We start from the raw sequence: 21,614 nt of genomic DNA on the forward strand, positions 1-21,614 counted from the left end.
TCGGTCTACCGGGGTGAGTGGGCGTCGTCACATGCGACGGTCCGCGCGTGACAGGCCACTGAACAAGCGCTTGGATAGTGACATTCGAGAGTGCGCCCACCCTCGCCCGCACTGGAGGCCCCGTTGCTGTTCACGTCCGTCGACGATGTCTCCGCCCGCCTCGCCGAGACCGGCTATCTGGCCTCCCCCGCGGTCGCCACCACCGTCTTCCTGGCCGACCGCCTCGGCAAGCCCCTGCTGGTGGAGGGCCCCGCCGGGGTCGGCAAGACGGAGCTCGCCAAGGCCGTCGCACAGGTCGCCGGGGCCCGGCTGATCCGGCTGCAGTGCTACGAGGGGGTCGACGAGTCCCGGGCCCTCTACGAGTGGAACCACGCCAAGCAGTTGCTGCGCATCAGCGCCGGCCGCGACGAGACGTGGGACGAGGCCCGCACGGACATCTTCAGCGAGGAATTCCTGCTGCCCCGGCCGCTGTTGACCGCCATCCGGGGCGACGGCCCCAAGGTGCTGCTGATCGACGAGACCGACAAGGCGGACGTCGAGGTGGAAGGCCTGCTGCTGGAGGTGCTCAGCGACTTCCAGGTCACCGTCCCCGAGTTGGGCACGATCACCGCCACCAGCCGGCCCTTCGTGGTGCTCACCTCGAACGCCAGTCGCGAGCTGTCCGAGGCGCTGCGCCGACGCTGCCTCTTCCTCCACATCGGCTTCCCGGAGGAGGAGTTGGAGCGCCGCATCGTAGGACTGAAGGTGCCGGGCCTGGACGAGGCGCTCACGCGGTCGGTGGTGCGGGTGGTCGGCGCGCTGCGCGAGATGGATCTGCGGAAGGTCCCCTCGGTCGCCGAGACCATCGACTGGGCACGCACGCTGCTGGCGCTCGGCGCCGACACCCTCGACGAGTCCGTCGTACGCGACAGTCTCGGCGTACTCCTCAAGCACCAGGACGACATCCTCAAGGCCGGCGCGAAACTCGACCTGGACGCCGTGTGAGCGCGCCGGCCGGGGTGACCCGGCGGCTGACGGAACTCGTCGGCGCGCTCCGCGCGCACGGCGTACGGATCGGCACCGGCGAGACGGTGGACGCCGCCCGGGCGATGGAGGCACTCGGCCTGACGGACCGGGAACGCCTGCGCGAGGGCCTCGCCGCCACGCTGCTGCACGGCACGGCGCAGCGCCGGGTCTTCGATCCCGCCTTCGACCTGTACTTCCCGCGGCTCGTGGGCGTACCGGGGAGCGGCGCGGCGGGCACCGACGCGCCCGCCGCCGACCGGGAGGAGCTGCGGGACCGCCTCGCGTCCGCGCTGGCCGCCGACGACGCGGCGCTGCTGGCCCGGCTGGCCGTGGAGGCGGTGGACGGCTTCGGGGGGTACGGCTCCTCACCGGGATCGGACGGCTGGTCCTCGTACCAGACGCTCGACCGGCTGCGTCCGCAGACGCTGCTGGCACGCGCCCGTGACGAGGTCCGGGCGCGGTCCGGCGCCGCCGGGTTCACCGACCGGCTCCTGGAGGACGAGATCCGGCGGCGCATCGAGGACTTCCGCGCGCTGGTCGCGGCGGAGGCGCGACGGCGGGTCGCGGAGCGGCGCGGCCGGGACGAGACCGCCCGGCGGGCGGTGGCCCCGACGGCCGACCGGGTGGACTTCCTCTTCGCGGGCCGCGACCGGCTCGCCGAGCTGCGCGGGGTGGTCCAGCCGCTCGCGCGCAAGCTGGCCACCCGGCTCGCCGCCCGCCGCCGCCGGGCCGCCCGGGGCACCGTCGATCTGCGGCGGACGCTGCGCGCGTCGCTGTCGACGGGCGGTGTGCCGATGCGGCCCGTGCTGCGCCGGCGCCGGCCCGTCCGGCCCGAACTGGTGCTGCTGTGCGACGTGTCGGGGTCGGTGTCGGGCTTCTCGGACTTCACGATGCTGCTGGTGCAGGCGCTGCACGACCAGTTCGGCAAGGTACGGGTGTTCGCCTTCGTCAACCGGATCGACGAGGTGACCGGTCTGCTGGAGCACGGGGCGGCCGACCCGGAGGGGCTGGGTGCCCGGATCCGGGCCGAGGCCACGCTGACGGGCTGGCACGGGAGCAGCGACTACGGCGTCGCGTTCGGCGAGTTCACCGAGCGGTACGCCGGCGCGGTGGGCTCGCGTTCGACCGTCTTCGTCCTGGGCGACGCCCGTACGAACATGGCCGACCCGAACCTTCCGGCCGTCCGGTGCCTGCGCGAACAGGCCCGGCGCGTCTACTGGTTGAACCCAGAGCCGCGGTCCCAGTGGGGCACCGGCGACTCCGCCGCGCCCGAGTACGCCGGCCTCGTCGAGATGCACGAGTGCCGCAACGTCCGGCAGCTCGGCGACCTGATCGGCCACCTGCTGCCGGTCTGAGCGGCGGCCGGGCGCGGATGCCCGGATCAGGCCGACAGCTGCGGGTACATCACGGTGATGTCCCGGGAGAGCTGGGCCTTGACCTGCCGGGTGAGGTCGTCGGCGAGGACTTCGAGGGCGCCGGACTCGATGCCGTCGAGGGCCTGTGCCGCGACGCCCTCGGGCGACGACTTCGGTGCGTCGACGTGCGCGGCCATGTCCGTGTCGACGTAGCCGACATGAAGTCCGGTGACCTCGATGCCGCGCGGCTTCAGGTCCAGGCGCAGGGAGTTGGTCTGCGACCAGAAGGCCGCCTTGGACGCGCTGTAGGAGCCCAGCAGACCGATCCAGGACAGCACGGAGTGGACGTTGAGGAGGTGGCCGCCGCCGTTGCGCTCGATGAGCGGCACGAACGCGCGGGTGACGAGGAGCGGGCCGTAGAAGTTCGTCTCGAACTCCCGGCGGACCTCCTCGACCGGGGACTCCAGGAAGTTCGCGTTCACCGAGGCGCCGGCGTTGTTGATCAGGAGAGTGACGTCCTGGGCCTGCTCGGCGGCGGCGGCGACGGACGCGGGATCGGTCACCTCGAGGGCCAGCGGGACCGCGTCGGGGTGCGTGACGGTCCGCGGGTCGCGCGCGGTGGCGTACACCTTCTTGGCGCCGCGCTCGTAGAGGCCCTGGACCAGCGCACGGCCGATGCCCCTGCTGCCGCCGGTGACCAGGGCGACCGAACCTTCGATGGATGTCATGAGAACTCCAGAAAATGTGAAACCGATCGGTTTACCTGTCCCGGTCAGCGTAAACCGATCGGTTTCCGAGGGCAAGTCCAAGGTGCCCGAGCGGGTCCCCGCACAACGACGGCCGGGAACGCCCCGCTCCCGCCGAGGGGCGGTACGGGGCGTTCCCGGCCGCGTCCCGGTCCGTACCGGGGTGAGGGCGATCCAGGAGGCGCGGGGCCGTCAGGTCGTCACGGCCTCCGCCTGCTCCCCGGCGGGCGTGACGAGCCCCTCGGGTGCGGCGGGTCCGCCGCCGTCCCCGGCACCGTCGCCCTTCCCGACGAGGTGTCCGACGACCGGACCCCGCGCGCCTCCGGCGTCAGGACCGGTCGCCGCGTCCCCCGCGGCCGCCACCGGAGAGGCCTTCCCGTCGACCACGTACGCGGGCGTCGCCCCGCGCGTCAGCCCGACCAGCGCGACCGCCACGATCAGCACGAACGCGACCCCGGCGATCGCGAAGCTCAGGGTGAACTGGCTCTCGGCGGGCAGCGCGGGCACTCCGGCCGGCAGGTGCGCGACCGACCTGGACGCCAGCAGCGAGGTGATCACCGCGCTCGCGATGGCGCTGCCGACGGACCTGGAGATGGAGTTGAGGCCGTTGGCGATACCGGTCTGGTGGTGCGGGACGCTCGCCACGATGAGGGCGGGCATGGCCGCGTACCCGAAGCTGACGGCCACACCGATCAGCAGGCCCGCGAGGATGACCGAGGCGGACGTCGAGTGGGCGGCGGTCAGCCAGGCGAATCCGGCGACACCGAACAGGGCGCCGACCGCCAGGGTGAACCGCGCGCCGATCCGCCCGACCAGGATCCCGCCGAACTGCGCGGCGAGCAGCGAGACGACCGTGGTGGGCAGCAGATACTCGACGGACGCGCGCAGGACCGAGGCGCCGAATCCGTACCCGGTCAGCTCCTTCGGCATCTGCACCAGATAGGCCACGCCGATGAACTGCGAGAACATCGCGAACCCGAGGAACAGACCGGCGAGGTTCGTGAAGAGCACCGGCCGGTGGGCGAACATCCGCATGTCCACCATCGGCCCGCGGACGGTCCGCTCCACGAACACCCACACGGCCGCCATGGCCACGGCCGCGACGAACAGGCCGAGGGTGCGGCCCGAGGACCAGCCCCACTCGTGCCCCTGCGAGATCGGCAGCAGGAGGAGGACGAGCAGCCCGGCGAGCGTCACCGCGCCGAGCCAGTCGGTCCGGCCGCCCGTCGTCGACCGGGAGGCGGGAACACGTACGAGGACGCCGACCAGGGCGACGGCGGCGAGCCCCACCGCGAGCCAGAACACCCGGTGGTAGTCGGGGTCCGCGCCCCGGGTGAGCAGTCCGGCCGCCACCAGGGCGAGCCCGCTGCCGACGGCGAGCGTTCCGCTGACCATCGCCATCGCGCCGTGCAGCTTCGCCGGCGGCATCTCCTCCCGCAGCACCGAGAGGGCGAGCGGGAAGATCGCGGTGGCGGCGCCCTGCAGAACCCGCCCGACGATCAGCCACAGCAACGAGGTGGTGGTCGCGGCCAGTACGGACCCGGCGATCATCAGCAGCAGGACGCCGACCAGCGTGGGCTTCTTGCCGTGCATGTCGCCGAAGCGGCCGAGCAGCGGGGTGAAGACCGCGGCGGACAGCAGGGTCGCGGTGGTGACCCAGCTGACGTTCGCGGTACTGGTGCCGAGATCGCTCTGGATGATGCTCAGGATCGGCACGACGAGGGTCTGCATCATCGAGACGATCATGGCCGCGAGGCCGAGGACCAGGACGAGCGAGAGGTCGCCTGCGGGGCGTCTTGCCGCCCCGCGATCGGAGGGTGTCACGGTGTTCTTCCTTAGGAGCCCAGAAAACTGCATGTTCTATAAGGTTGATGTCCTCAAGTAACTCGACAGAGGTAAGCATCGAAGGTTGAGGTAGTCAAGTTTCGGGTTACGCTGGGCCCATGTCCGCGACACCTGGAACGAGCCGCTCCACCGAGACTCCGGACGGCGGGCACCCCGGCGTCTCCCACGCCGTACTGCTCGACACCCTCTGGGCGTCCATGGTCAGCCTCTACGCGGACCTCACCACCGCGGCCGCCGCACACGGCCTCACCTACAGCCAGGCCAAGGCGCTCAACGTGCTGCGTCAGGGCCCGGCACCCATGCGGTCCCTCGCGGACACGCTCCGCTGCGACGCGTCGAACATCACCGGGATCATCGACCGCCTGGAGGCCCGCGGACTCGTCCACCGCGAGGCCAGCCCCACCGACCGCCGCGTGAAGAACGTCATCCTCTCCGAGGAGGGCGCGGCCGTGGTGGCCGTCGTCCGCGACGGGATGCACGCCACGCACCGGGCACTCGGCGCCCTGAGCGACGACGAGCGGGCCACCCTCGACGACCTTCTCTCGCGACTGTTCCCGGCCGACGGGGACCACTCCCCGAAACAGGTCTGAGCCTCCGGGGACACGACTGACCCCGGACCCCGCGTGGCGGGATCCGGGGTACGTCACCGACGACGGTCCGATCAGTCGGTGTCCGTGCCGAGGGCCGTGCGCAGCGTGGCGATCGCCTGGGCGATGGCGGCCTCGGCCGCCTGCGTGCCGCGCAGGGCGTTGAGCATCACGAAGTCGTGGATGATGCCCTGGTAGCGGACGGCGGTGACGGGGACACCGGCCGCGCGGAGCTTGCCGGCGTAGGCCTCGCCCTCGTCGCGCAGGACGTCGGCCTCGCCGGTGATGACGAGGGCCGGGGGCAGCCCGGTGAGCTGCTCGGTGGTGGCGCGCAGCGGGGAAGCGGTGATCTGGGCGCGCTCGGACTCGTCGGTCGTGTACTGGTCCCAGAACCACTGCATGCCATCGCGGCGCAGGAAGTACCCGGTGGCGAACTGGCGGTAGGACTCGGTGTCGAAGCGGGCGTCGGTGACCGGATAGAACAGCACCTGCTGGACGAGCGGGACGTCACCGCGCTCCTTGGCCATCAGGGTGAGCGCCGCGGTCATGTTGCCGCCCACCGAGTCACCCGCCACCGCGATACGGGAGACGTCGAAGCCGTGCTCGGCGCCGTCGGTGACGACCCAGCGGGCGACGGCGTAGTTCTGCTCGATGGCGACGGGGTAGCGGGCCTCGGGCGAGAGGTCGTACTCGGGGAAGACGACCGCGGCCCGCGCGCCGACGGCGAGTTCACGGACCAGCCGGTCGTGGGTGTGGGCGTTGCCGAACACCCAGCCCGCGCCGTGGATGTACACGATCACCGGCAGCACGCCGGTGACACCCGCGGGGCGGACGACACGGACCCGGACCTCTCCGGTCGGACCACCCGACACGGTGGTCCACTCCTCGTCGACCTCGGGCCCCACGATCCCGCCGGACTGAACTTCGTCGACGGCCTTGCGTCCCTCCGCCGGCGCGAGATCGAACAGGTACGGCGGGTTCGCGGTCGCCTCCGCGAAGGCCGCGGCGGCAGGTTCGAGAACGGGACGGTTGCCGGTGGCGCCGGTCATGACGGTCTCCTCGGATCTGGTGGTGCCGCGGGCAGACTCCGGCGGCGGGTTTCGCCGTGGAGCAGCGGCACACCCGAGACAGTAGCGCTCGACTTAGTCGCGCACAACTCATTAGTACGCGATACGATCGGGGGGACCTGAAAGATAGACTGAGCCGCCGACACTCCCGGGAGACCGGGATCACCCGCCCGACCCGCAGGCACGAGGACCGGAGCCGCACCATGAGCACAGCCGGACCACCGCAGGGGGGTTCCCTGCTGCTGGACGACCAGCTCTGCTTCGCCCTGTACGCCGCGTCCCGGGCGGTGACGGCGCGCTACCGTCCGCTTCTGGACGAACTGGACCTGACCTATCCCCAGTACCTGGTCATGCTCGTTCTGTGGGAGCAGGACTCGATCACCGTGCGCGACCTCGGCAACGCGCTGCAACTGGAGTCGAGCACGCTCTCCCCGCTGCTCAAGCGCCTGGAGGCGGCCGGTCTGCTCCGCCGTGAACGCCGCGCGGAGGACGAACGCTCCGTGGCCATCCGCCTCACCGACGCGGGGGCCCGGCTGCAGGAGCAGGCCGACTCGGTCCCCCTCGCCATCGGCGACGCCATGGGCCTGACCCCGGAACAGGACGCGACGGCCAAACACCTCCTGCGCCTCCTGACGGCCAACGTCACGGAACACTGACGGGACCTCGCGGGCCGCCCAAGATATGGCCGGTTCTTCACCCCGGAACGGGTTGCAGAAGCACCCCGCCCCTCGCACGTCCCGCCCTACACCCCCCCTTTCCACTCCCCTTTCCGCGCCCCTCTCCTTTCCCCTTTCCCCGTCCCTTTTCTCCCTCGTCCGGCGTCACGGTGCGACGTAACCGAACGTGTCCGCGTTCGAAACGACGAGTTCACGGGCGCGCAAGTTTCTCTTGTGTCCATAGCGGCTAACCCGCAGATCACAGGGGTTGAAAAGGTTTCCTCCCTTTCTGCGAGACGGGCCGTGAGGTGCGCGTGATGGACGAACTGCGTGTGCTGTCGATCTACGAAGGATTCTTTTCGGGCGGGGCCCGGATCGTGCACAGCGATGTCGTGATGGGGCTCCAGGAGAGCGGTCAACTGCACTCGGTGCTGAGCCTGTACGGCGAGATGTACCGGGAGGCGACCAGGCAGCGGATGGAGGACGACGTCTGTTTCCGGTCGCTGACCGGAGCCGGCGTCCCGGTCACCTCCCTGGGCCGTGGCCACGGCGCGCCCGACGCCGTGGACGGCTTCACCGGCCCGGAACTGGCCGCCACCGCACGGGCCATGGCCGGCGCGGACGTCATCCTGTCCCTCAAGGAGCAGCCGCTCGGGCTGCTCAACCAGGCCGGACTGCCCCGACGGCCCGTCGTGGTCTGCCTGCACCGCTCCGATCCGGAGAACCAGGGACCGGCCCTGGACGAACTGCGGACGGCGGTCGCCGACGGCCGGATCGCCGCCGCGGTCTGCTGCGCCGAGTCGACGCGGGCGGCGTACGCCGCCGCCGGCATCCCGGCGGAGCTGCTGCACGTCATCCCCAACGGCGTGGACCTGCTGCGTTTCCGGCCGGACCACTTCAGGCGCGCTCTGCTGCGGACCTCGCTGGGCGTGCCCGCCGAGGCGCCCGTGATCGTCTTCGCGGCCCGCTACGCCGGGATGAAGAACGTGCCCCTGTTCCTGCGGGCCGCCCGCGCCTGGCTGCGCCGGCATCCCGAGGGACGCGTCCTGATGTGCGGCGCCGGGATGACGCGGGCCAACGCCGACCTCCGCGAGGACATGGCCGCCGCCTTCGGCGACGAGGCCGCGCTCACCGACCGCATCGCGCTGCTCGGCGTACGCGACGACATGGAGATCGTCTACGCAGCCGCCGACGTGGTGTCCCTGACTTCGTCCAGCGGCGAGGCGGCGCCGCTGTCCCTGATCGAGGGCATGATGTGCGGCGCCGTACCGGTCGCCACCGATGTCGGCGACTGCGCCTCGATCGTCGCCGGACACGGCCTCCTCACCCCGCTCGACGCCGAGGCGGTCGCGCGGGCCTGGAGCGAGGCGGTGGAGCGCCGCGACGAGTTCACCCCGGCCCTGGCCCTCAGCCGCGAACGGTTCAGCCGCACCCGCATGATCGCCGCGTACGCCGCCCTCATCGAACGGGTCCGCGGCGGGTCCCCCCAGCCGACACACCCGACCCCCGAGCCCCTCCCCGAACCCCTCCCTGAACCCTTCTAGGGCAGTCCGCCTCCCCTTTCACACCATCCCCTTACGCACCTCACACCCGCCCCCCGACGAAGCACACCAGCCCCCGGAGCGAGAGCCGCCACCCGGCGACACACGAGCCCCCGGAGCCGGAGCCGCCCCCCGACGATGCACGCGAGGGGGTGGGTCGGTGCGTCGAGCCCGTCGCTTACGCCCGGATCGAGCAGCGGCTCCCCACCTGACCCACGCCTGATCCAGCGGCGACGGGCTCGACGTACCGGCCCGCCCCCGCCCCACCACCCACCACCCGGCACCCGGCACCCGCACGCGGCACCCACCACCCAGCCCACCCACAGGAACCAGTGTTTGGATCGGCCGCCGGGGGCCCGGAGCACGGCCGTCGCGACCCGGACACCGGCCGCCCCGAAGCCTGTCATATGCGATTGCTATATTGCGCAACCACGCAAGCAAGTGGGAATCCCACGGAATCCCCTTCGCCCCAGCATCGACGGCCTGAACGGCCCGACCGTTTCGTGGGAGTGCGAGATGACTGACCCAGGGGACGGCCCCGTCGGCCGGGCCACACGCCGACGCGCGCCCGCGGTGCCCCGGCAGCGTGCGGAGGAGGACTCCGCCACGCCCGGGACGGGTGGCCGGGCCGCCTCCCGCTCCGCGACAGGCTCCGGGCCCGCGATGCCCGACCGGACACGTCGCGGCAGGTCACGGCGTCGCCGTCCCCGACGCGGCAGACGGATCCTGCGGACGGCAGTGATATCCCTGTCGCTCCTCATGCTGGTCACCGCGGGCGCCGGATGGTGGTTCTACGAGCACCTCAACGGCAACCTCCACAGCGTCCCACTGACCGACGGCACGGCGAGCGACAGCGCGGGCAAGGAGAAGGCCGACTCCTTCGGCCGGACCCCGATCAACATCCTGGTGATGGGCAGCGACGGCCGCACCAGCGCGAGCGACTGCAAACTCGGCGGCGGCTGCTCGCGGACGGGCGTCCAGTCGGGCAGCGGCAACGCGGACGTGGAGATGGTGCTGCACATAGCCGCGGACCGGTCCAACGCGACCGTGATGAGCATCCCGCGTGACACCGTGACCACCGTGCCCGCCTGCAAGAACACCGCGTCGGGCACGGCGACCGGCGGCTACACCGGCATGGTCAACAGCGCTCTGCAGTACGGTCCCGCGTGCCAGGTGGCCACCGTGCACCAGCTCACCGGCATCCCCATCGACCACTTCGTCCAGCTCGACTTCTCCGGCGTGGTGAAGATGTCGGACGCGGTGGGCGGGGTCTCCGCGTGCGTCGACGCCGATGTCTACGACACGTACTCCCACCTGAAGCTCGCCAAGGGCACGCACACCCTCAAAGGCGTGGCCGCGCTGGAGTTCGTCCGCTCACGGCACGGCTTCGGTGACGGCAGCGACCTGGGACGCACCTACGCCCAGCACATCTTCCTCAGCTCCATGATCCGCAAGTTCAAGAGCGCCGGCACGCTCACCAATCCCGCGGCCGTCTACAGGCTGGCCGACGCCGCCACCAAGGCCCTCACCGTGGACACCGGTCTCGGCAGCGTCAAGAAGCTGGTCGGGCTCGCCACCGATCTCGACAAGGTCCCGGCCAAGCGCATCACGTTCGCCACCATGCAGACGGCACCGGACCCGAACGACAGCGACCGGGTGGTGCCCGCCCCGGCCGCCCGGAGCCTGTTCGCCACCATCGCGCACGACCAGTCGCTGACGGCGGCCTCCGGGAAGACCTCCGCCGCGGCCACGGCGACCGCCACGGCCTCCGCGGTGCCCGCCGCGCGGATCGCGGTGACGGTGGAGAACGGCACGGGCATCAGCGGCCGCGCGTCGGCCGTCGCCGGCGCCCTGACCGATCGGGGCTTCAGCTCCGGTACGACCACCGGCAACGCCCCCGGCCTCGCGGCCACGACCACGCTCACGTACGGCACGGGGAAGAAGGCGGAGGCCCAGACGGTCGCTCACGCGCTCGGCCTCTCCTCCTCGCACCTCGAACAGGGCACCGCCGACGGCCTGACGCTGGTGATCGGCAAGGACTGGACCGGCGGCGGCACCTTCCCCGGCGGGTCCACGGCCTCCGGGGCCCCGGCCGACACCAAGGCCGCCACGGCCGACGCCCACTCCGAGACCGCCGACGCGTCGAAGTCCTGCGCCAAGGTGAGCACGTACAGGACGGTCAGCCTCGACGGCGTCGCCATGACCCCGTCCCAGGCGTACGCGGCAGCCACCGGGAAGAAGGACTCGGCACCCTGACCCGGCACACCCACCCGCGAGGCGGACGGACCCCGCCCCGGAGGCGCCGTCCCGGAGGCGCCGTCCGCGGAGCGGACCCCCTACCCGGCGCACCCCTCTGCGAAGCTGACCGGGTGCCGATCACACCGCAGCCACCGGAGCCCGTCACCCCCGACCCGCCGAGGGCCCTGCCCAGACCGCTGCTCACCCAGCGATGGCTCGACCTCGCCTTCGTCCACTGGGCGGTGGCCCCCGAGACCGTCGCCGGCCTGCTGCCCGCCGGGACCGTCCCCGACGTGCTCGACGACGTCACCTACGTCGGCCTGGTCGCGTTCCGGATGCACCGCGTCGGATGGCTCCGCACCCCCGGGGTGCCGTACCTGGGGACGTTCCCGGAGACGAACGTGCGCCTCTACTCGGTGGACGCGCACGGGCGGCGGGGTGTGGTCTTCCGGTCGTTGGACGCGGCGCGGCTGGTCCCCGTACTGATGGCCCGCGCCGGTTTCCGGCTGCCGTACGTGTGGTCCCGTATGAGCGTCCGCGCGCAGGACGACGTCATCACCTACACCAGCTCGCGGCGCTGGCCGGGACCGCGTGGCGCGTACAGCCGGATCGTCCTGCGCAAGGGTGACCCGATCCGGGAGCCCAGCGAGCTGGAGCACTTCCTGACCGCCCGCTGGGGCATGCACAACGCCTTCGCCGGCAGGGTCGGATACCTTCCCAACGACCACCCCGGCTGGCCCCTCCACCGCGCCCGGCTGCTCGCGTGCGAGGAGAACCTCCTCGCCGCTGCGGGCGTACCCACGCCGCTGGGAGAGCCCGTGAGCGTGCTGTACTCGCCCGGCGTGCGGGTCCGGCTCGGCAGCCCGCTCCGGCCGGCGGGCCTGCCGACGCCCTGACCACCCCAGCCCCCTTCCCGCTCCCCTCTCCCTCTCCCCTGCTCCCTCTCTCCCTCCCCCCCCTCTACCTCCCCCCCCTGCTCCCCCTCCCCCCGCTCTACCTGCCCCGCGCACCTCCGGCGCGTCAGGCCCTCTTCAGCAGCTCCTCCAGGGCCACCGCCGTGTCGGGATGGAGTGCGGTCAGTGCGGCGCCGGCGGGGCCGGGGTCCGCCGCTCGCCAGGTCCCCTCGCAGCCCAGCAGGGCCGCGACCGCGTCGCAGGTCACCGGGTGGGCGGCGAGCAGGGCCTGTCCCCCGCCGCCGTCCGCGCCACCGACGCTCCCGTGCCCTGCCGCTACCGCGGCCGCGGCCGCCGGCTCCGGCCGCGCCCGCCACGGCGGCACCCACGCGTCCAGGGCGGCGAGGCGCCCGGGGAAGATCCGCCCGGCCTCGCGGATCAGCAGCGGAGCCAGTTCGGCGCCGCCCGAGCGGAGGCTGGTGACCAGGGTCGGCAGCCACGGCAGCAGCACCGGGTCCGGCAGCCGTCCGAAGGCGTTCGACACCGCCTCCACGACGAAGTCGGTGAGGGCCGGGACGGGCTCCAGGGCGTGCAGGAAGCCGCTGAGGTAACGCGGATAGGCGGGCACCGCCAAGGGGTTGCCGAGCAGTTCGTCGCACCTCGCCCGCAGGTCCGCCCGGGTGAGGCGGCCGAGCTGCGTCTGGGCCGCCCACAGCAGGGCCGTCCTCGCCGGGTCGCGCGGGTGCGACTGGGCGACCGCCAGTTCCAGCTGGGTCCGGTCGCAGCCCAGCGACAGCGCGAGGCTCTCCATGCTGAACAGGAAGCCCAGCATCGCCGCGACCTGACGCACGGTGGCGTCCTCGTCGGTGAACGCCGTCGGCAGCAGCGTGCAGTAGTGCGCGTACCCGGCCTTGACGAACGACTCGATCCACGGCGGCAGCACGGGCTCGCCGGTGCGGTAGTACGCCAGCAGCCGCCGTACCCGGCGCAGCACCTCCGGCGCGCCGTCCACACCGCGTTCGGCCGAGAGCACCCGCAGGGCGTGGGTGCCCAGCTCGTCGGGGAGGCGGCGGCCGCGCAGATGGAGCGTCGCGTCCTCGACGGCCTCCAGGACGGTCGCCGTGGTGGCGGCCGGGGCGTACGCCGTGCGGCGCAGCCGTTGTTCGAGGACCTGCTCGATGCTGACGCCCTCGTAGCCGAGTTCGATGAGCGCCCGCTGGTGGGTGCCCAGTGCCAGGTCCCACGACTCCTGGATGGACCGCTCCCCCAGCTTCCGTTCGCCCATGATCGGCCGTGCGGCGCCCTGCGGCAGCAGGCGGCGCAGCATCCACAGCACGTCCGAACAGCGTTCCAGTTCGGGGTGGCCCGCCAGGTCCAGCAACGCCCGCTGCACACCGCGCTGTTGGAGTCTGAGGTTGAGGGGTGCCAGCCGGTCGTGCACGTCGCGGGCCAGGGGCGGCAGCGCGTCGTAGCCGACCTGGCCGATCCGGTCGCCGCCCATCATGATCGCCACGATGTGGCGTACGTCCCGGCGGCCGGGCACGGTGTCCTTCTCGATGCAGGTGACCGCCGCGTCCTGGAAGTCGTACGGCGTCGGCCTGGCCCGGTCGCGCATCCCGGCCAGCAGGATCGACGTCTCGAAGACGGCGATGGCGTCGGCGGTGGAGGCGAGGTAGCCGTTGCGGCGGGCGGCGCGGACGACCTCCACCGACCAGCCGAGCAGCTCGGCCTCGTCCAGCGGGTCCAGGACGGGCGGCCGGCGCAGGAAGCCGCTCAGCCGGTCCGCGGACGGGAGCGCCGACGCGGGAGTGGCCGCGGCGGTCCTCCTGGCCCGCGGTGTGCCGGCGCCGGACTGTCCGGCCAGCCGGTAGGGCCGGACGCGGGTGCGTCCGACGTTCTTCGCCCAGAGTGTCGCCGCGATCGACACCGACCCGGCGGCGAGGCCGAACTGCGCCTCGATCGCCGCGTGGCTGGACGGGATCAGACCGTGCTGCCACCGGGTGGCGGTACGCGGACCGATCACGAAGGTGTCGGTGCCGTGGACGCCGAACTCCGGTACCCGGCTGGCCGCGTGGAAGGCGCCGCAGACGTAGAGGCAGTCCCCGGGGTCGGTGCCGGTCGCCGCGAGGTGTTCACGCATCCTCGTCCACATGTGACGCTCACGGTCCTCGTCCACCCGGACCCGGTGGGAGTCGCCGGGGGCGAGCCGCCGGAAGAGGCTGCCGATCAGCAGCATGACCTGGCGGTAGGTGTCGTGGTCGCTGTCGCCGAGGGGCAGTTCGACGTACTGGTGCCACCATTCGGACCAGTGCCGCACCCGGCCGTGGCGCAGCAGGTGCTCCTCCAGTTCGGCGAAGCGCGGGCGGAGGTCTCCCAGCTCCACGCCGACCGCGTCGCCGTGCAGCGCGGCCTCCTCCTCGGCGGGTGGTGCGTCGGGGTCGGCGGGGTCCGTGTCGCGTGTCCCGCGCTCGTCCCACTGGAAGACGTGGTCCGAGGAACGGTCGACGAGGACCAGTTCGACGCCGGGGGTGTCCAGGGCGTAGGCGATCGCCTGGTACTCGGCGGAGGCCTCGGTGACCGGGGCGACCACCGAGAGCGGGGACCATTCGGCCGGGAAGCCGTCGACCTCGGTCGCGAACGCCTGGACCGCCACGGGGAGCCGGCAGTTGCGCAGTTCGGTGAGCAGCGGCGCCATGTCCTCGCACAGCTCCAGGTACACGACCTTCGGCTGTTTCTCCCGCAGGCGCCGCGCCATCGCGATCGCCGAGGCCGGTGAGTGGTGGCAGACGGGGAAGATCTCCAGCGGTTCGCGCACCGCGCGGTCGACGTCGTCGACGAGGCCGAGGAGGATGCCCTCCAGGGCGTCGGGACCGTCCGCGAACGTGGCGGCGGCTTCCTGGAGTTGGCCGCGCAGGGCGGTGAAGGTGCCTTCGGTGGCGTCGGTCATGACAGGGTGGCGATCGCGTCGCGGCCGCCCTCCAGGAACTCCGGCCAGTGTCCGCCCTCTTCCCTGCTGCGCGGCTCGACGACGCCGTGCAGGTACTTGTTGAGGATGGCGAGGTCCTCGGGTTCGCGCCGGGCCAGTGACCCGACGAGCGAGGAGGCCAGGGTGCGGGCGGTCAGGGCGCGCCGGCCGAAGAAGTCGCCGTGCAGCACGGCGTCCTCGAGCACGCCGATCTGTTCGGCCGTGGAGAGCGCCGACTCCAGTTTCTCGTCGTCGCTGCCGGCCGCGGCGGCCGCGGCGCGCAGGTCGGCGAAGCTCTGCAGCAGCACGTCGAGCAGGGTGGGCGGTACGTCCAGTTCGATGTGGTGGCGGCGCAGCAGTTCCTCGGTGCGGAAGCGGACGATCTCCGCCTCGCTCTTCTTGTTGGTGACCACCGGGATGCGGACGAAGTTGAAGCGGCGTTTGAGCGCCGAGGACAGGTCGTTGACGCCCCGGTCGCGGCTGTTGGCGGTGGCGATGATCGAGAAGCCGGGCTTGGCGAAGACGATGCTGTCGCTGCTGTCGCTGTCGAGTTCGGGAACCGAGATGTACTTCTCGGACAGGATGGAGATCAGCGCGTCCTGGACGTCGCTGGTGGAGCGGGTGAGTTCCTCGAAACGGCCGATCGCCCCGGTCTCCATGGCGGTCATGATCGGCGAGGGGATCATCGACTCCCGGGACTGGCCCTTGGCGATGACCATGGAGACGTTCCAGGAGTACTTGATGTGGTCCTCGGTGGTGCCGGCCGTTCCCTGGACGACCAGGGTGGAGCTCCGGCAGATCGCGGCGGACAGCAGTTCGGCGAGCCAGCTCTTCCCGGTGCCGGGGTCGCCGATGAGCAGCAGTCCCCGGTCGGAGGCGAGCGTGACGATCGAGCGTTCGACGAAGCTGCGGTCACCGAACCACTTCGGGGAGATCTCCCGGTCCAGGCCGTCGGAGCGCTCGGAACCCAGGACGAACAGGCGGACCATCTTCGGGGACAGCCGCCAGGAGAAGGGCTTGGGGTTGTCGTCCACGGACTCCAGCCAGTCCAGTTCCTCGGCGTACTTGATCTCGGCGGGGGCGCGCAACAGGTCGGACATGTGGAGGCCTTTCTCAAGGTCTGCGGGGTCAGGGGTACGAGGAGGGGGCACGGGTCCGTGCCCAGGGGATCGGCGGGCACCGGCGCGCGGTGCCCGGCGGCCGACGGGCGCTCGGCGCTGTGTGCTGGGCGCTGGGCGCTGGGCGCTAAGCGAGGAACGTCTTGAGTTCGTGGACCAGCTTGCGGATGTGGCCGGAGAGCACCGGAGTGCCGAGGTCCTTGAAGCGCTCGCGGAACCACGGGTTGACGCTGCCGCGCCCGGAGCTGGTCACGGATCCGACGGGGATGAACCTGGCCCCCGAGCGGTGCACGGCGGTCATGCTCCGGAACAGCTCCTCGTTCCGCCATTCGTAGAAGTCGGAGATCCACACGACGACGGTGTTGCGCGGTTCGGCGATCTTCGGCTGGGCCAGTGCCATGGCGACCGTGCCGTCGGTGCCGCCGCCGAGCTTGGTGCGCAGCAGGGTCTCGAAGGGGTCGTGCACCCATGGTGTGAGGTCGAGCGCCTGGGTGTCGTACGCGATGAGGTGGACGTCGACCTTCGGCAGCCCGGCGAAGACGGACGCCAGGATGGTGCAGTTCACCATCGAGTCGACCATCGATCCCGACTGGTCCACGACGACGATCAGCCGTTGGGGTGTCGTCCTGCGGGCGGTGTGCCGGTAGTAGAGGCGGTCGACGTACAACCGCTCCTCCGCCGGGCTCCAGTTGGTGAGGTTCTGCCAGATCGTGCGGTCGAGGTCGAGGTTGCGGAACACCCGCTTGGGCGGGACGGAGCGGTCCAGGGCGCCGACCTGGCTCTTCTCCACCTGGGTGCGCAGTACTTGGGCGACCTCGTCGACGAAGCGGCGGATCAGGGACTTGGCGTTGGCCAGGGCCAGGCCCGAGAGGTTGTCCTTGTCGCGCAGCAGTTGCTCGATGAGCGACATGCTGGGGGTCAGTCGTGCCGCGAGGCGGGGGTCCGCGAGTACTTCGCGCAGACGCATCCGCCGGACCAGGTCGGCCTCGATGTCGCCCAGTTCCGGGCCGATCGCCGGGATCAGCCGGCTGAGGTCGGGCGTCGGGCGGTGGCCGCCGGTCCCGTCCGGGCCCGCTCCGGGACCGGAGCCGGCAGGGCCCGCGGGCGCACCGCCCGCCGCGCGGCCGCCGCGCAGGTCACCCGGCCTGCAGCCGAGAGCGCGCTCCAGCCAGCCCGCGTCCGACTGCCAGCGGGCCAGCTGTCCCGCGCTGACGGCGCCGGAGCCGGTGGCGAAGACGTTCAGCAGCACCTTCGAGACCAGGGCGGCCCGGCGTACCTCGGCGGCCCGGTCACGGCCGTCCTCGTGCCCGGCGCTCCCGTCGAACCCGCGCTCCGGGTCGCCCGCTCCCCCGGCGTCGGCCTCGCCGTCCGGGCCCGTGGCGGAACCGGCGTCGGGCGCGGGTCCGGCGCCGGACGCCATCAGACCGTCGAACTCGGCGGCCAGTCCGGGGTGGCGCTGCACGATCGAGTCGACGGAGGCCCGTGGGTCCAGCAGGGCGGAGGGCAGTCCGATGTCCTCGACGACGGCGAGGCTCGCCGCTTCGAGCGCGGCCTGTTCCTCGTGGTCGAAGAGCCGGGCGAGGAGCCGCCAGTACAGCGCCTGCCGCCGGTTGTCGTGCGGGTCCGCTCCGGGCGGGGTGCCGAGTGCGGTGCCGGGCGTGCCCTCCGGCTCGGCCTTCGGGGCGGTCGGGTGATCGGCCGTGACGCCGGCCAGGTGATCGGCGGGGTGTCCGCTCGTCCGCTCGGTCATTTCCGCAGCAGCCTTCCGGCCCGTTCGCGCAGTACGGCCACGGCGTCGGTGGCGGCCTTCTCGGCCCGGAGACCGGCCTTGTCCGTGGTGCCGCCGGCCCATCCCCCGGCGTGGAGCACGACGGCCTTCTTCCGGACGGTCGTCTCGACGGCCAGCGGCTGGACGCCGAACGTCCCGGCGTCCCAGCGCAGCAGTCCGATGCAGGCCCCGGACGCCGCGACGGCCTCGGGGGTGAGGGGACCGGCCGCGGGTATGCGGTCCGTGTCGACGGCGAGGGGGTGTCCCGCGACGGTGAACGTCAGCACGCCGTCGGTCTCCCGCGCCGTGTAGCCCTCCAGGAACACGGGGACGGCGATCCGCGCCGGATGCCGGTCCAGGGGCGCGGTCGCCGCTTCGGTGGCGGTGGGCAGGACGACGCGGGCGGTGGCGAAGGCGTCCGCCGGTTCCGCCGGGCGCGCGTGCGCGTCGCTCCAGAGCAGGTCTCCCTCGGCGGTCACCGGCATGCCGCTGAGGTCCATCGCGCGGCCCTCGCCGACGGCCGCGAGCAAGGTCATGTGCGGCCGGAGCAGCTGCCACAGGCCCGCTCCGACGACCGTGTCCGGCTTCGGCACCGAGACGGCGGCGCGCACCAGCCGGGGCGCGGTGCCGTCGGCGGGCTCGAACACCGCGTGCACCTGGGCCTGTACGGCGGTCGCGTGCTCCTGGACGTCGACGCCGAGCGGAAGCAGTCTTCCGGTGACGGTGCCGGCCGGGGCCGTCCCGGTGGCGCCGGGCAGCGTCAGCAGCATCGCGCGTGACCACAGGTCGCCCCAGCGGCGCGACGGAACCCGGTCCAGGGACGCGCCGGGGCAGGACGCGGCGAGTTCGGCGGCGAAGCCGTCGAGCAGCGTCGCCTGACGGCGCAGCCCCGGGTCCGGAAGCATCGCGGAGACGACGTGCGCCGCCCCGGACACCGTCTCGTGGTCGATGCCCCGCCATCCGCAGCGCGCCAGGTCGGACAGCCAGGAGCGGGCGGCGGCGAGCAGGTTCGCGGGGGGCCGGCCGGTGTCCGGCGGGGCCGTGTCCCGGCCGCGGTCGCGGCCCGTCACCTCGTCGGCACGAGCGACGAGGGCGTCGTGGACGGAGCCGAGCAGGGCGGCGCGGGCCGCGGCCAGGGCGAGGAAGTCGTCCTCGCTCGCGACGCCGGCCGCCGCCTTCCCGGCCGCCTCGGCGACCCTGGCGGCCAGCGGTGTTCCCGCGACGGCGTCCGCGAGCCCGGTGAGACCCGCGGCCTCGGCGGGGCCGGGGCGCAGCAGTCCTCCGGCGAGCGCCCGGTCGAAGGCGTCGACGGCCGTCAAGGCCTCGTCGAGTCCGGTGACGGTCCCGGCGAGCAGATCGGCACGCATCACGCCACCGCCCTGGTCGGCGGGAACCACTGCATCTCCGGCAACGGCACGGTGGTCGGGGCGAGTTCCAGGTACGCCAGGTGGCGCAGGAAGCGGCTGAAGACGGGCGCGGCCGCCTTGCTGTCGCCCTGCGCGGGGCCGGCGGCGCTCATGCCGTCGGTGAGGGACTGCGCGCTCGGTTCCCCGTCCTCGCTCCCGGCTCTCAGGTAGCGCGCCACGCGGTCGGCGCCGTACTGCACGACCGCCTCGTTGATCAAGGCCTTGATGTGGTTGCAGAACCCGCCGCGGGCCCCGCCGCAGGGCCGGTTGTTGTTGGTGCTGCAGGCGAACGTGTACGTGCCCGCCGCGACCGACGAGACGTAGACCCGCTCGATGTCGGAGCCGCTGGACACCACACCCTGCAGGCGTCCGTCGGCCAGCTCGACGAACGGAACCTTGGCGAGCTTGCGCGGCCGCGCGGGTGCTGTCACCCGGGCCGTGCTCGACCACTCCCAGTCCGACAACTCACCATCTCCTTCGCGCAGAAAAGGTGTCCGCGCCGCACTGGCGGGGACACGGACGAACCTAGTGGCGACCACTGACAACGCCGGTCCCGACGGCCTCGCCGGGGGCCGGACGTCCGGCCCTCAGCGGCGGAGGTGGAGCTCGTCGAGCGCCTCGTCCAGGGTGGTCGCGGCCATGATGAGCGAGAGGTGCGTGAAGGCCTGCGGGAAGTTGCCGAGTTGCTCTCCGCTGGGGCCGATCTCCTCGGCGAACAGGCCGACGTGGTTGGCGTACGTCTGCATCTTCTCGAAGGCGTAGCGGGCCTGGGAGAGCCGTCCCGCGCGGGCGAGGGCGTCGACGTACAGGAACGTGCACAGGCTGAACGTCCCCTCGCTGCCGCGCAGTCCGTCGGGGGAGGCTTCGGGGTCGTAGCGGTAGACGAGGCTGTCGGAGACGAGGACGCGGTCCATCGCGTCCAGGGTGTTGAGCCAGGCGGGGCTGCGGGGTGCCAGGAACCCGACGCGGGGGGCGAGCAGCAGGGAGGCGTCCAGGACGTCGCCGCCGTAGTGCTGGACCAGGGCCTGTTCCCGTTCGTTCCAGCCGCGCTCCATGACCTGTTCGAGGATCTCGTCCCGGGCCCGGGTCCAGCGCGCGGTGTCGGCCGGCCTGCTGAACTCGGCCGCCAGCTTCAGACCGCGGTCGAAGGCGGCCCAGCACATCACCCGGCTGTAGGTGAAGTCCTTGCGGCCGCCGCGGGTCTCCCAGATGCCCTCGTCGGGCCGGTCCCAGGAGTCGGCCAGCCAGTCCAGGGTCCGGGCCAGGCCCTTCCACCCGTGGTAGCCGGCCTGTTCGCCGACCGAGCGGCTCTCGGACAGCGCGTACATGGCCTCGCCGTAGATGTCGAGCTGCAGTTGGTCCGAGGCGGCGTTTCCGGCCCGGACCGGCCAGGAGCCGCGGTAGCCCTCGAAGTGCGCGAGGATCTCCTCGGCCAGCCGGGGGTCGCCGTCGACCCGGTACATGATCTGGAGGGGTTCGCCGTCCGGGCCCTCCCCGGCTTCCAGCCGGTCGCCGAGCCAGCGGGTGAAGCGGGTGGCCTCCTCCACGAAGCCGAGGTCGAGCAGCGCCCGCACCGACAGGGAGCCGTCCCGCACCCAGGTGTACCGGTAGTCCCAGTTGCGCTCTCCGCCGACCTGTTCGGGCAGTCCCATGGTGGCGGCGGCGACCGGCGCGCCCGTGGGGGCGTAGGTGAGGAGTTTGAGGGTGATCGCGGATCGGTGCACCGCCTCGGTCCAGCGGCCGCGGTAGCGCGAGGTGCGCACCCAGCGCTGCCAGAAGTCGATGCTCCGCCACAGCGCTTCGGAGATCCCCTCGTCGGTGGGGGGCGGTGGCGCCTCACCGCCCGGCGCGCAGGTGCTGAACACCACGGCCGCGCTCTCCCCGTCGCCGAGGGTGACGGCGCCGCGGACGTCGTGTCCGTCTCGTTCGAGTTCCATGGTGGCCCGCAGGTGGGCGGTGACTCCGGGGGCGCGGAACGTCGCTCCGTCGGCGGTCAGGTCGAGTTCGTGGCGCAGCCGCCCGTAGTCGAAGCGCGGCCGGCACGCCAGGGTGAAGCGCACGGTGCCGCGCACGGTCCGGACGACGCGGACGATGCTGTGCCGGTCGGTCGGCGCGGGGCCGGGCAGGACAGGCATGTGGTCGATGATCTCGCCCACGCCGTCGGGTGACATGAAGCGGGTCACCACGACGGCGCTGTCCGGGTAGTAGAGCTGCTTCCAGGTTCCCTCGGGGTTCTCCGGGGCGAGCAGGAAGTGACCTCCGCCGTCGTGGTCCAGCAGGGCCGCGAAGATGCTGGGCGAGTCGAAGCGCGGGGCCGCGAACCAGTCGATCACGCCGTGGGAGGAGACCAGCGCGGCGGTCTGGAGGTCCCCGATCAGTCCGTGGTCGGCGATGGGCGGGTAACGGTCCATGCTGGTCTCCTCC

16 protein-coding genes are annotated in these 21,614 nt (G+C 72.4%); 7 read left to right on the plus strand and 9 right to left on the minus strand.

Annotated features, from left to right (window positions below; all coding sequences use genetic code 11):
* Positions 1 to 126 precede the first annotated feature (126 nt).
* Complete coding sequence (locus OG776_RS10865; RefSeq protein ID WP_329323690.1) at positions 127 to 984, plus strand: AAA family ATPase; 858 nt, start codon at positions 127 to 129, stop codon at positions 982 to 984.
* Complete coding sequence (locus tag OG776_RS10870; RefSeq protein ID WP_329320318.1) at positions 981 to 2,360, plus strand: VWA domain-containing protein; 1,380 nt, start codon at positions 981 to 983, stop codon at positions 2,358 to 2,360. The genes OG776_RS10865 and OG776_RS10870 overlap by 4 nt, the downstream gene beginning before the upstream one ends.
* A 26-nt stretch (positions 2,361 to 2,386) precedes the next feature.
* Here the strand turns inward: OG776_RS10870 and OG776_RS10875 are convergent, their stop codons facing one another.
* Positions 2,387 to 3,088, minus strand: coding sequence for an SDR family oxidoreductase (locus OG776_RS10875; RefSeq protein ID WP_148012464.1), 702 nt, complete (start codon positions 3,086 to 3,088; stop codon positions 2,387 to 2,389).
* Between the two features lie 210 nt (positions 3,089 to 3,298).
* Positions 3,299 to 4,930 carry an MFS transporter gene (locus OG776_RS10880; protein ID WP_329320322.1) on the minus strand — a complete coding sequence of 544 codons (1,632 nt, stop codon included), beginning with the start codon at positions 4,928 to 4,930 and terminating at the stop codon, positions 3,299 to 3,301.
* Positions 4,931 to 5,049: 119 nt separating this feature from the next.
* On the opposite strand from OG776_RS10880, the gene OG776_RS10885 reads away from it, so the two are divergent.
* A complete protein-coding gene (locus OG776_RS10885) occupies positions 5,050 to 5,541 on the plus strand; it encodes a MarR family winged helix-turn-helix transcriptional regulator (RefSeq protein WP_329320324.1) in 492 nt (163 codons plus the stop codon).
* 71 nt (positions 5,542 to 5,612) lie between these two features.
* Here the strand turns inward: OG776_RS10885 and OG776_RS10890 are convergent, their stop codons facing one another.
* Positions 5,613 to 6,587: an alpha/beta hydrolase gene (locus OG776_RS10890; protein WP_148012466.1), complete on the minus strand. Its 975-nt coding sequence runs from the start codon at positions 6,585 to 6,587 to the stop codon at positions 5,613 to 5,615.
* Between the two features lie 221 nt (positions 6,588 to 6,808).
* Between OG776_RS10890 and OG776_RS10895 the strand changes: the two genes are divergently transcribed.
* The 4 genes from OG776_RS10895 to OG776_RS10910 all read left to right on the plus strand — a co-directional run bounded on the left by OG776_RS10895 (position 6,809) and on the right by OG776_RS10910 (position 11,936).
* Positions 6,809 to 7,261, plus strand: a complete 453-nt coding sequence (locus tag OG776_RS10895; protein ID WP_187285883.1) for a MarR family winged helix-turn-helix transcriptional regulator — start codon at positions 6,809 to 6,811, stop codon at positions 7,259 to 7,261.
* A gap of 332 nt (positions 7,262 to 7,593) precedes the next feature.
* The gene (locus tag OG776_RS10900; protein WP_329323691.1) at positions 7,594 to 8,805 is read left to right on the plus strand and encodes a glycosyltransferase; all 1,212 of its coding nucleotides are present in this window, start codon (positions 7,594 to 7,596) and stop codon (positions 8,803 to 8,805) included.
* 513 nt (positions 8,806 to 9,318) lie between these two features.
* Positions 9,319 to 11,058, plus strand: a complete 1,740-nt coding sequence (locus tag OG776_RS10905; protein ID WP_329320327.1) for an LCP family protein — start codon at positions 9,319 to 9,321, stop codon at positions 11,056 to 11,058.
* A gap of 113 nt (positions 11,059 to 11,171) precedes the next feature.
* Positions 11,172 to 11,936, plus strand: a complete 765-nt coding sequence (locus OG776_RS10910) for a YqjF family protein (RefSeq protein WP_148014761.1) — start codon at positions 11,172 to 11,174, stop codon at positions 11,934 to 11,936.
* A 124-nt stretch (positions 11,937 to 12,060) separates the two neighbouring features.
* On the opposite strand, the gene OG776_RS10915 is transcribed toward OG776_RS10910, so the two are convergent.
* The 6 genes from OG776_RS10915 to OG776_RS10940 form a co-directional block, all read right to left on the minus strand.
* On the minus strand, positions 12,061 to 14,880 hold the full coding sequence (locus OG776_RS10915) for a hypothetical protein (RefSeq protein ID WP_329320330.1): 2,820 nt from the start codon (positions 14,878 to 14,880) through the stop codon (positions 12,061 to 12,063).
* Positions 14,877 to 15,998 (minus strand): ATP-binding protein, encoded by a 1,122-nt coding sequence (locus OG776_RS10920; RefSeq protein ID WP_329320332.1) that lies wholly within the window; start codon positions 15,996 to 15,998, stop codon positions 14,877 to 14,879. The genes OG776_RS10915 and OG776_RS10920 overlap by 4 nt, the downstream gene beginning before the upstream one ends.
* A 145-nt stretch (positions 15,999 to 16,143) precedes the next feature.
* On the minus strand, positions 16,144 to 17,766 hold the full coding sequence (locus OG776_RS10925; RefSeq protein ID WP_148011199.1) for a vWA domain-containing protein: 1,623 nt from the start codon (positions 17,764 to 17,766) through the stop codon (positions 16,144 to 16,146).
* On the minus strand, positions 17,763 to 19,181 hold the full coding sequence (locus OG776_RS10930) for a hypothetical protein (protein WP_148011198.1): 1,419 nt from the start codon (positions 19,179 to 19,181) through the stop codon (positions 17,763 to 17,765). The genes OG776_RS10925 and OG776_RS10930 overlap by 4 nt, the downstream gene beginning before the upstream one ends.
* Positions 19,151 to 19,654 (minus strand): hypothetical protein, encoded by a 504-nt coding sequence (locus OG776_RS10935; RefSeq protein WP_148011197.1) that lies wholly within the window; start codon positions 19,652 to 19,654, stop codon positions 19,151 to 19,153. The genes OG776_RS10930 and OG776_RS10935 overlap by 31 nt, the downstream gene beginning before the upstream one ends.
* 123 nt (positions 19,655 to 19,777) lie before the next feature.
* Positions 19,778 to 21,601, minus strand: coding sequence for a glycoside hydrolase family 15 protein (locus OG776_RS10940; RefSeq protein WP_329320337.1), 1,824 nt, complete (start codon positions 21,599 to 21,601; stop codon positions 19,778 to 19,780).
* Between the last annotated feature and the right edge of the window lie 13 nt (positions 21,602 to 21,614).

Origin of the sequence: Streptomyces sp. NBC_01689 (genome assembly GCF_036250675.1) — a bacterium.
Classification (GTDB): Bacteria; Actinomycetota; Actinomycetes; order Streptomycetales; family Streptomycetaceae; genus Streptomyces.

What these genes read in the sequence shown, in the direction of transcription:
- OG776_RS10875 (WP_148012464.1), bottom strand. Translation starts at nt 3,088, where the DNA reads ATGACATCCATCGAAGGTTCGGTCGCCCTGGTCACCGGCGGCAGCAGG.
- OG776_RS10885 (WP_329320324.1), top strand. Translation starts at nt 5,050, where the DNA reads ATGTCCGCGACACCTGGAACGAGCCGCTCCACCGAGACTCCGGACGGC.
- OG776_RS10890 (WP_148012466.1), bottom strand. Translation starts at nt 6,587, where the DNA reads ATGACCGGCGCCACCGGCAACCGTCCCGTTCTCGAACCTGCCGCCGCG.
- OG776_RS10895 (WP_187285883.1), top strand. Translation starts at nt 6,809, where the DNA reads ATGAGCACAGCCGGACCACCGCAGGGGGGTTCCCTGCTGCTGGACGAC.
- OG776_RS10905 (WP_329320327.1), top strand. Translation starts at nt 9,319, where the DNA reads ATGACTGACCCAGGGGACGGCCCCGTCGGCCGGGCCACACGCCGACGC.
- OG776_RS10915 (WP_329320330.1), bottom strand. Translation starts at nt 14,880, where the DNA reads ATGACCGACGCCACCGAAGGCACCTTCACCGCCCTGCGCGGCCAACTC.
- OG776_RS10920 (WP_329320332.1), bottom strand. Translation starts at nt 15,998, where the DNA reads ATGTCCGACCTGTTGCGCGCCCCCGCCGAGATCAAGTACGCCGAGGAA.
- OG776_RS10925 (WP_148011199.1), bottom strand. Translation starts at nt 17,766, where the DNA reads ATGACCGAGCGGACGAGCGGACACCCCGCCGATCACCTGGCCGGCGTC.
- OG776_RS10940 (WP_329320337.1), bottom strand. Translation starts at nt 21,601, where the DNA reads ATGGACCGTTACCCGCCCATCGCCGACCACGGACTGATCGGGGACCTC.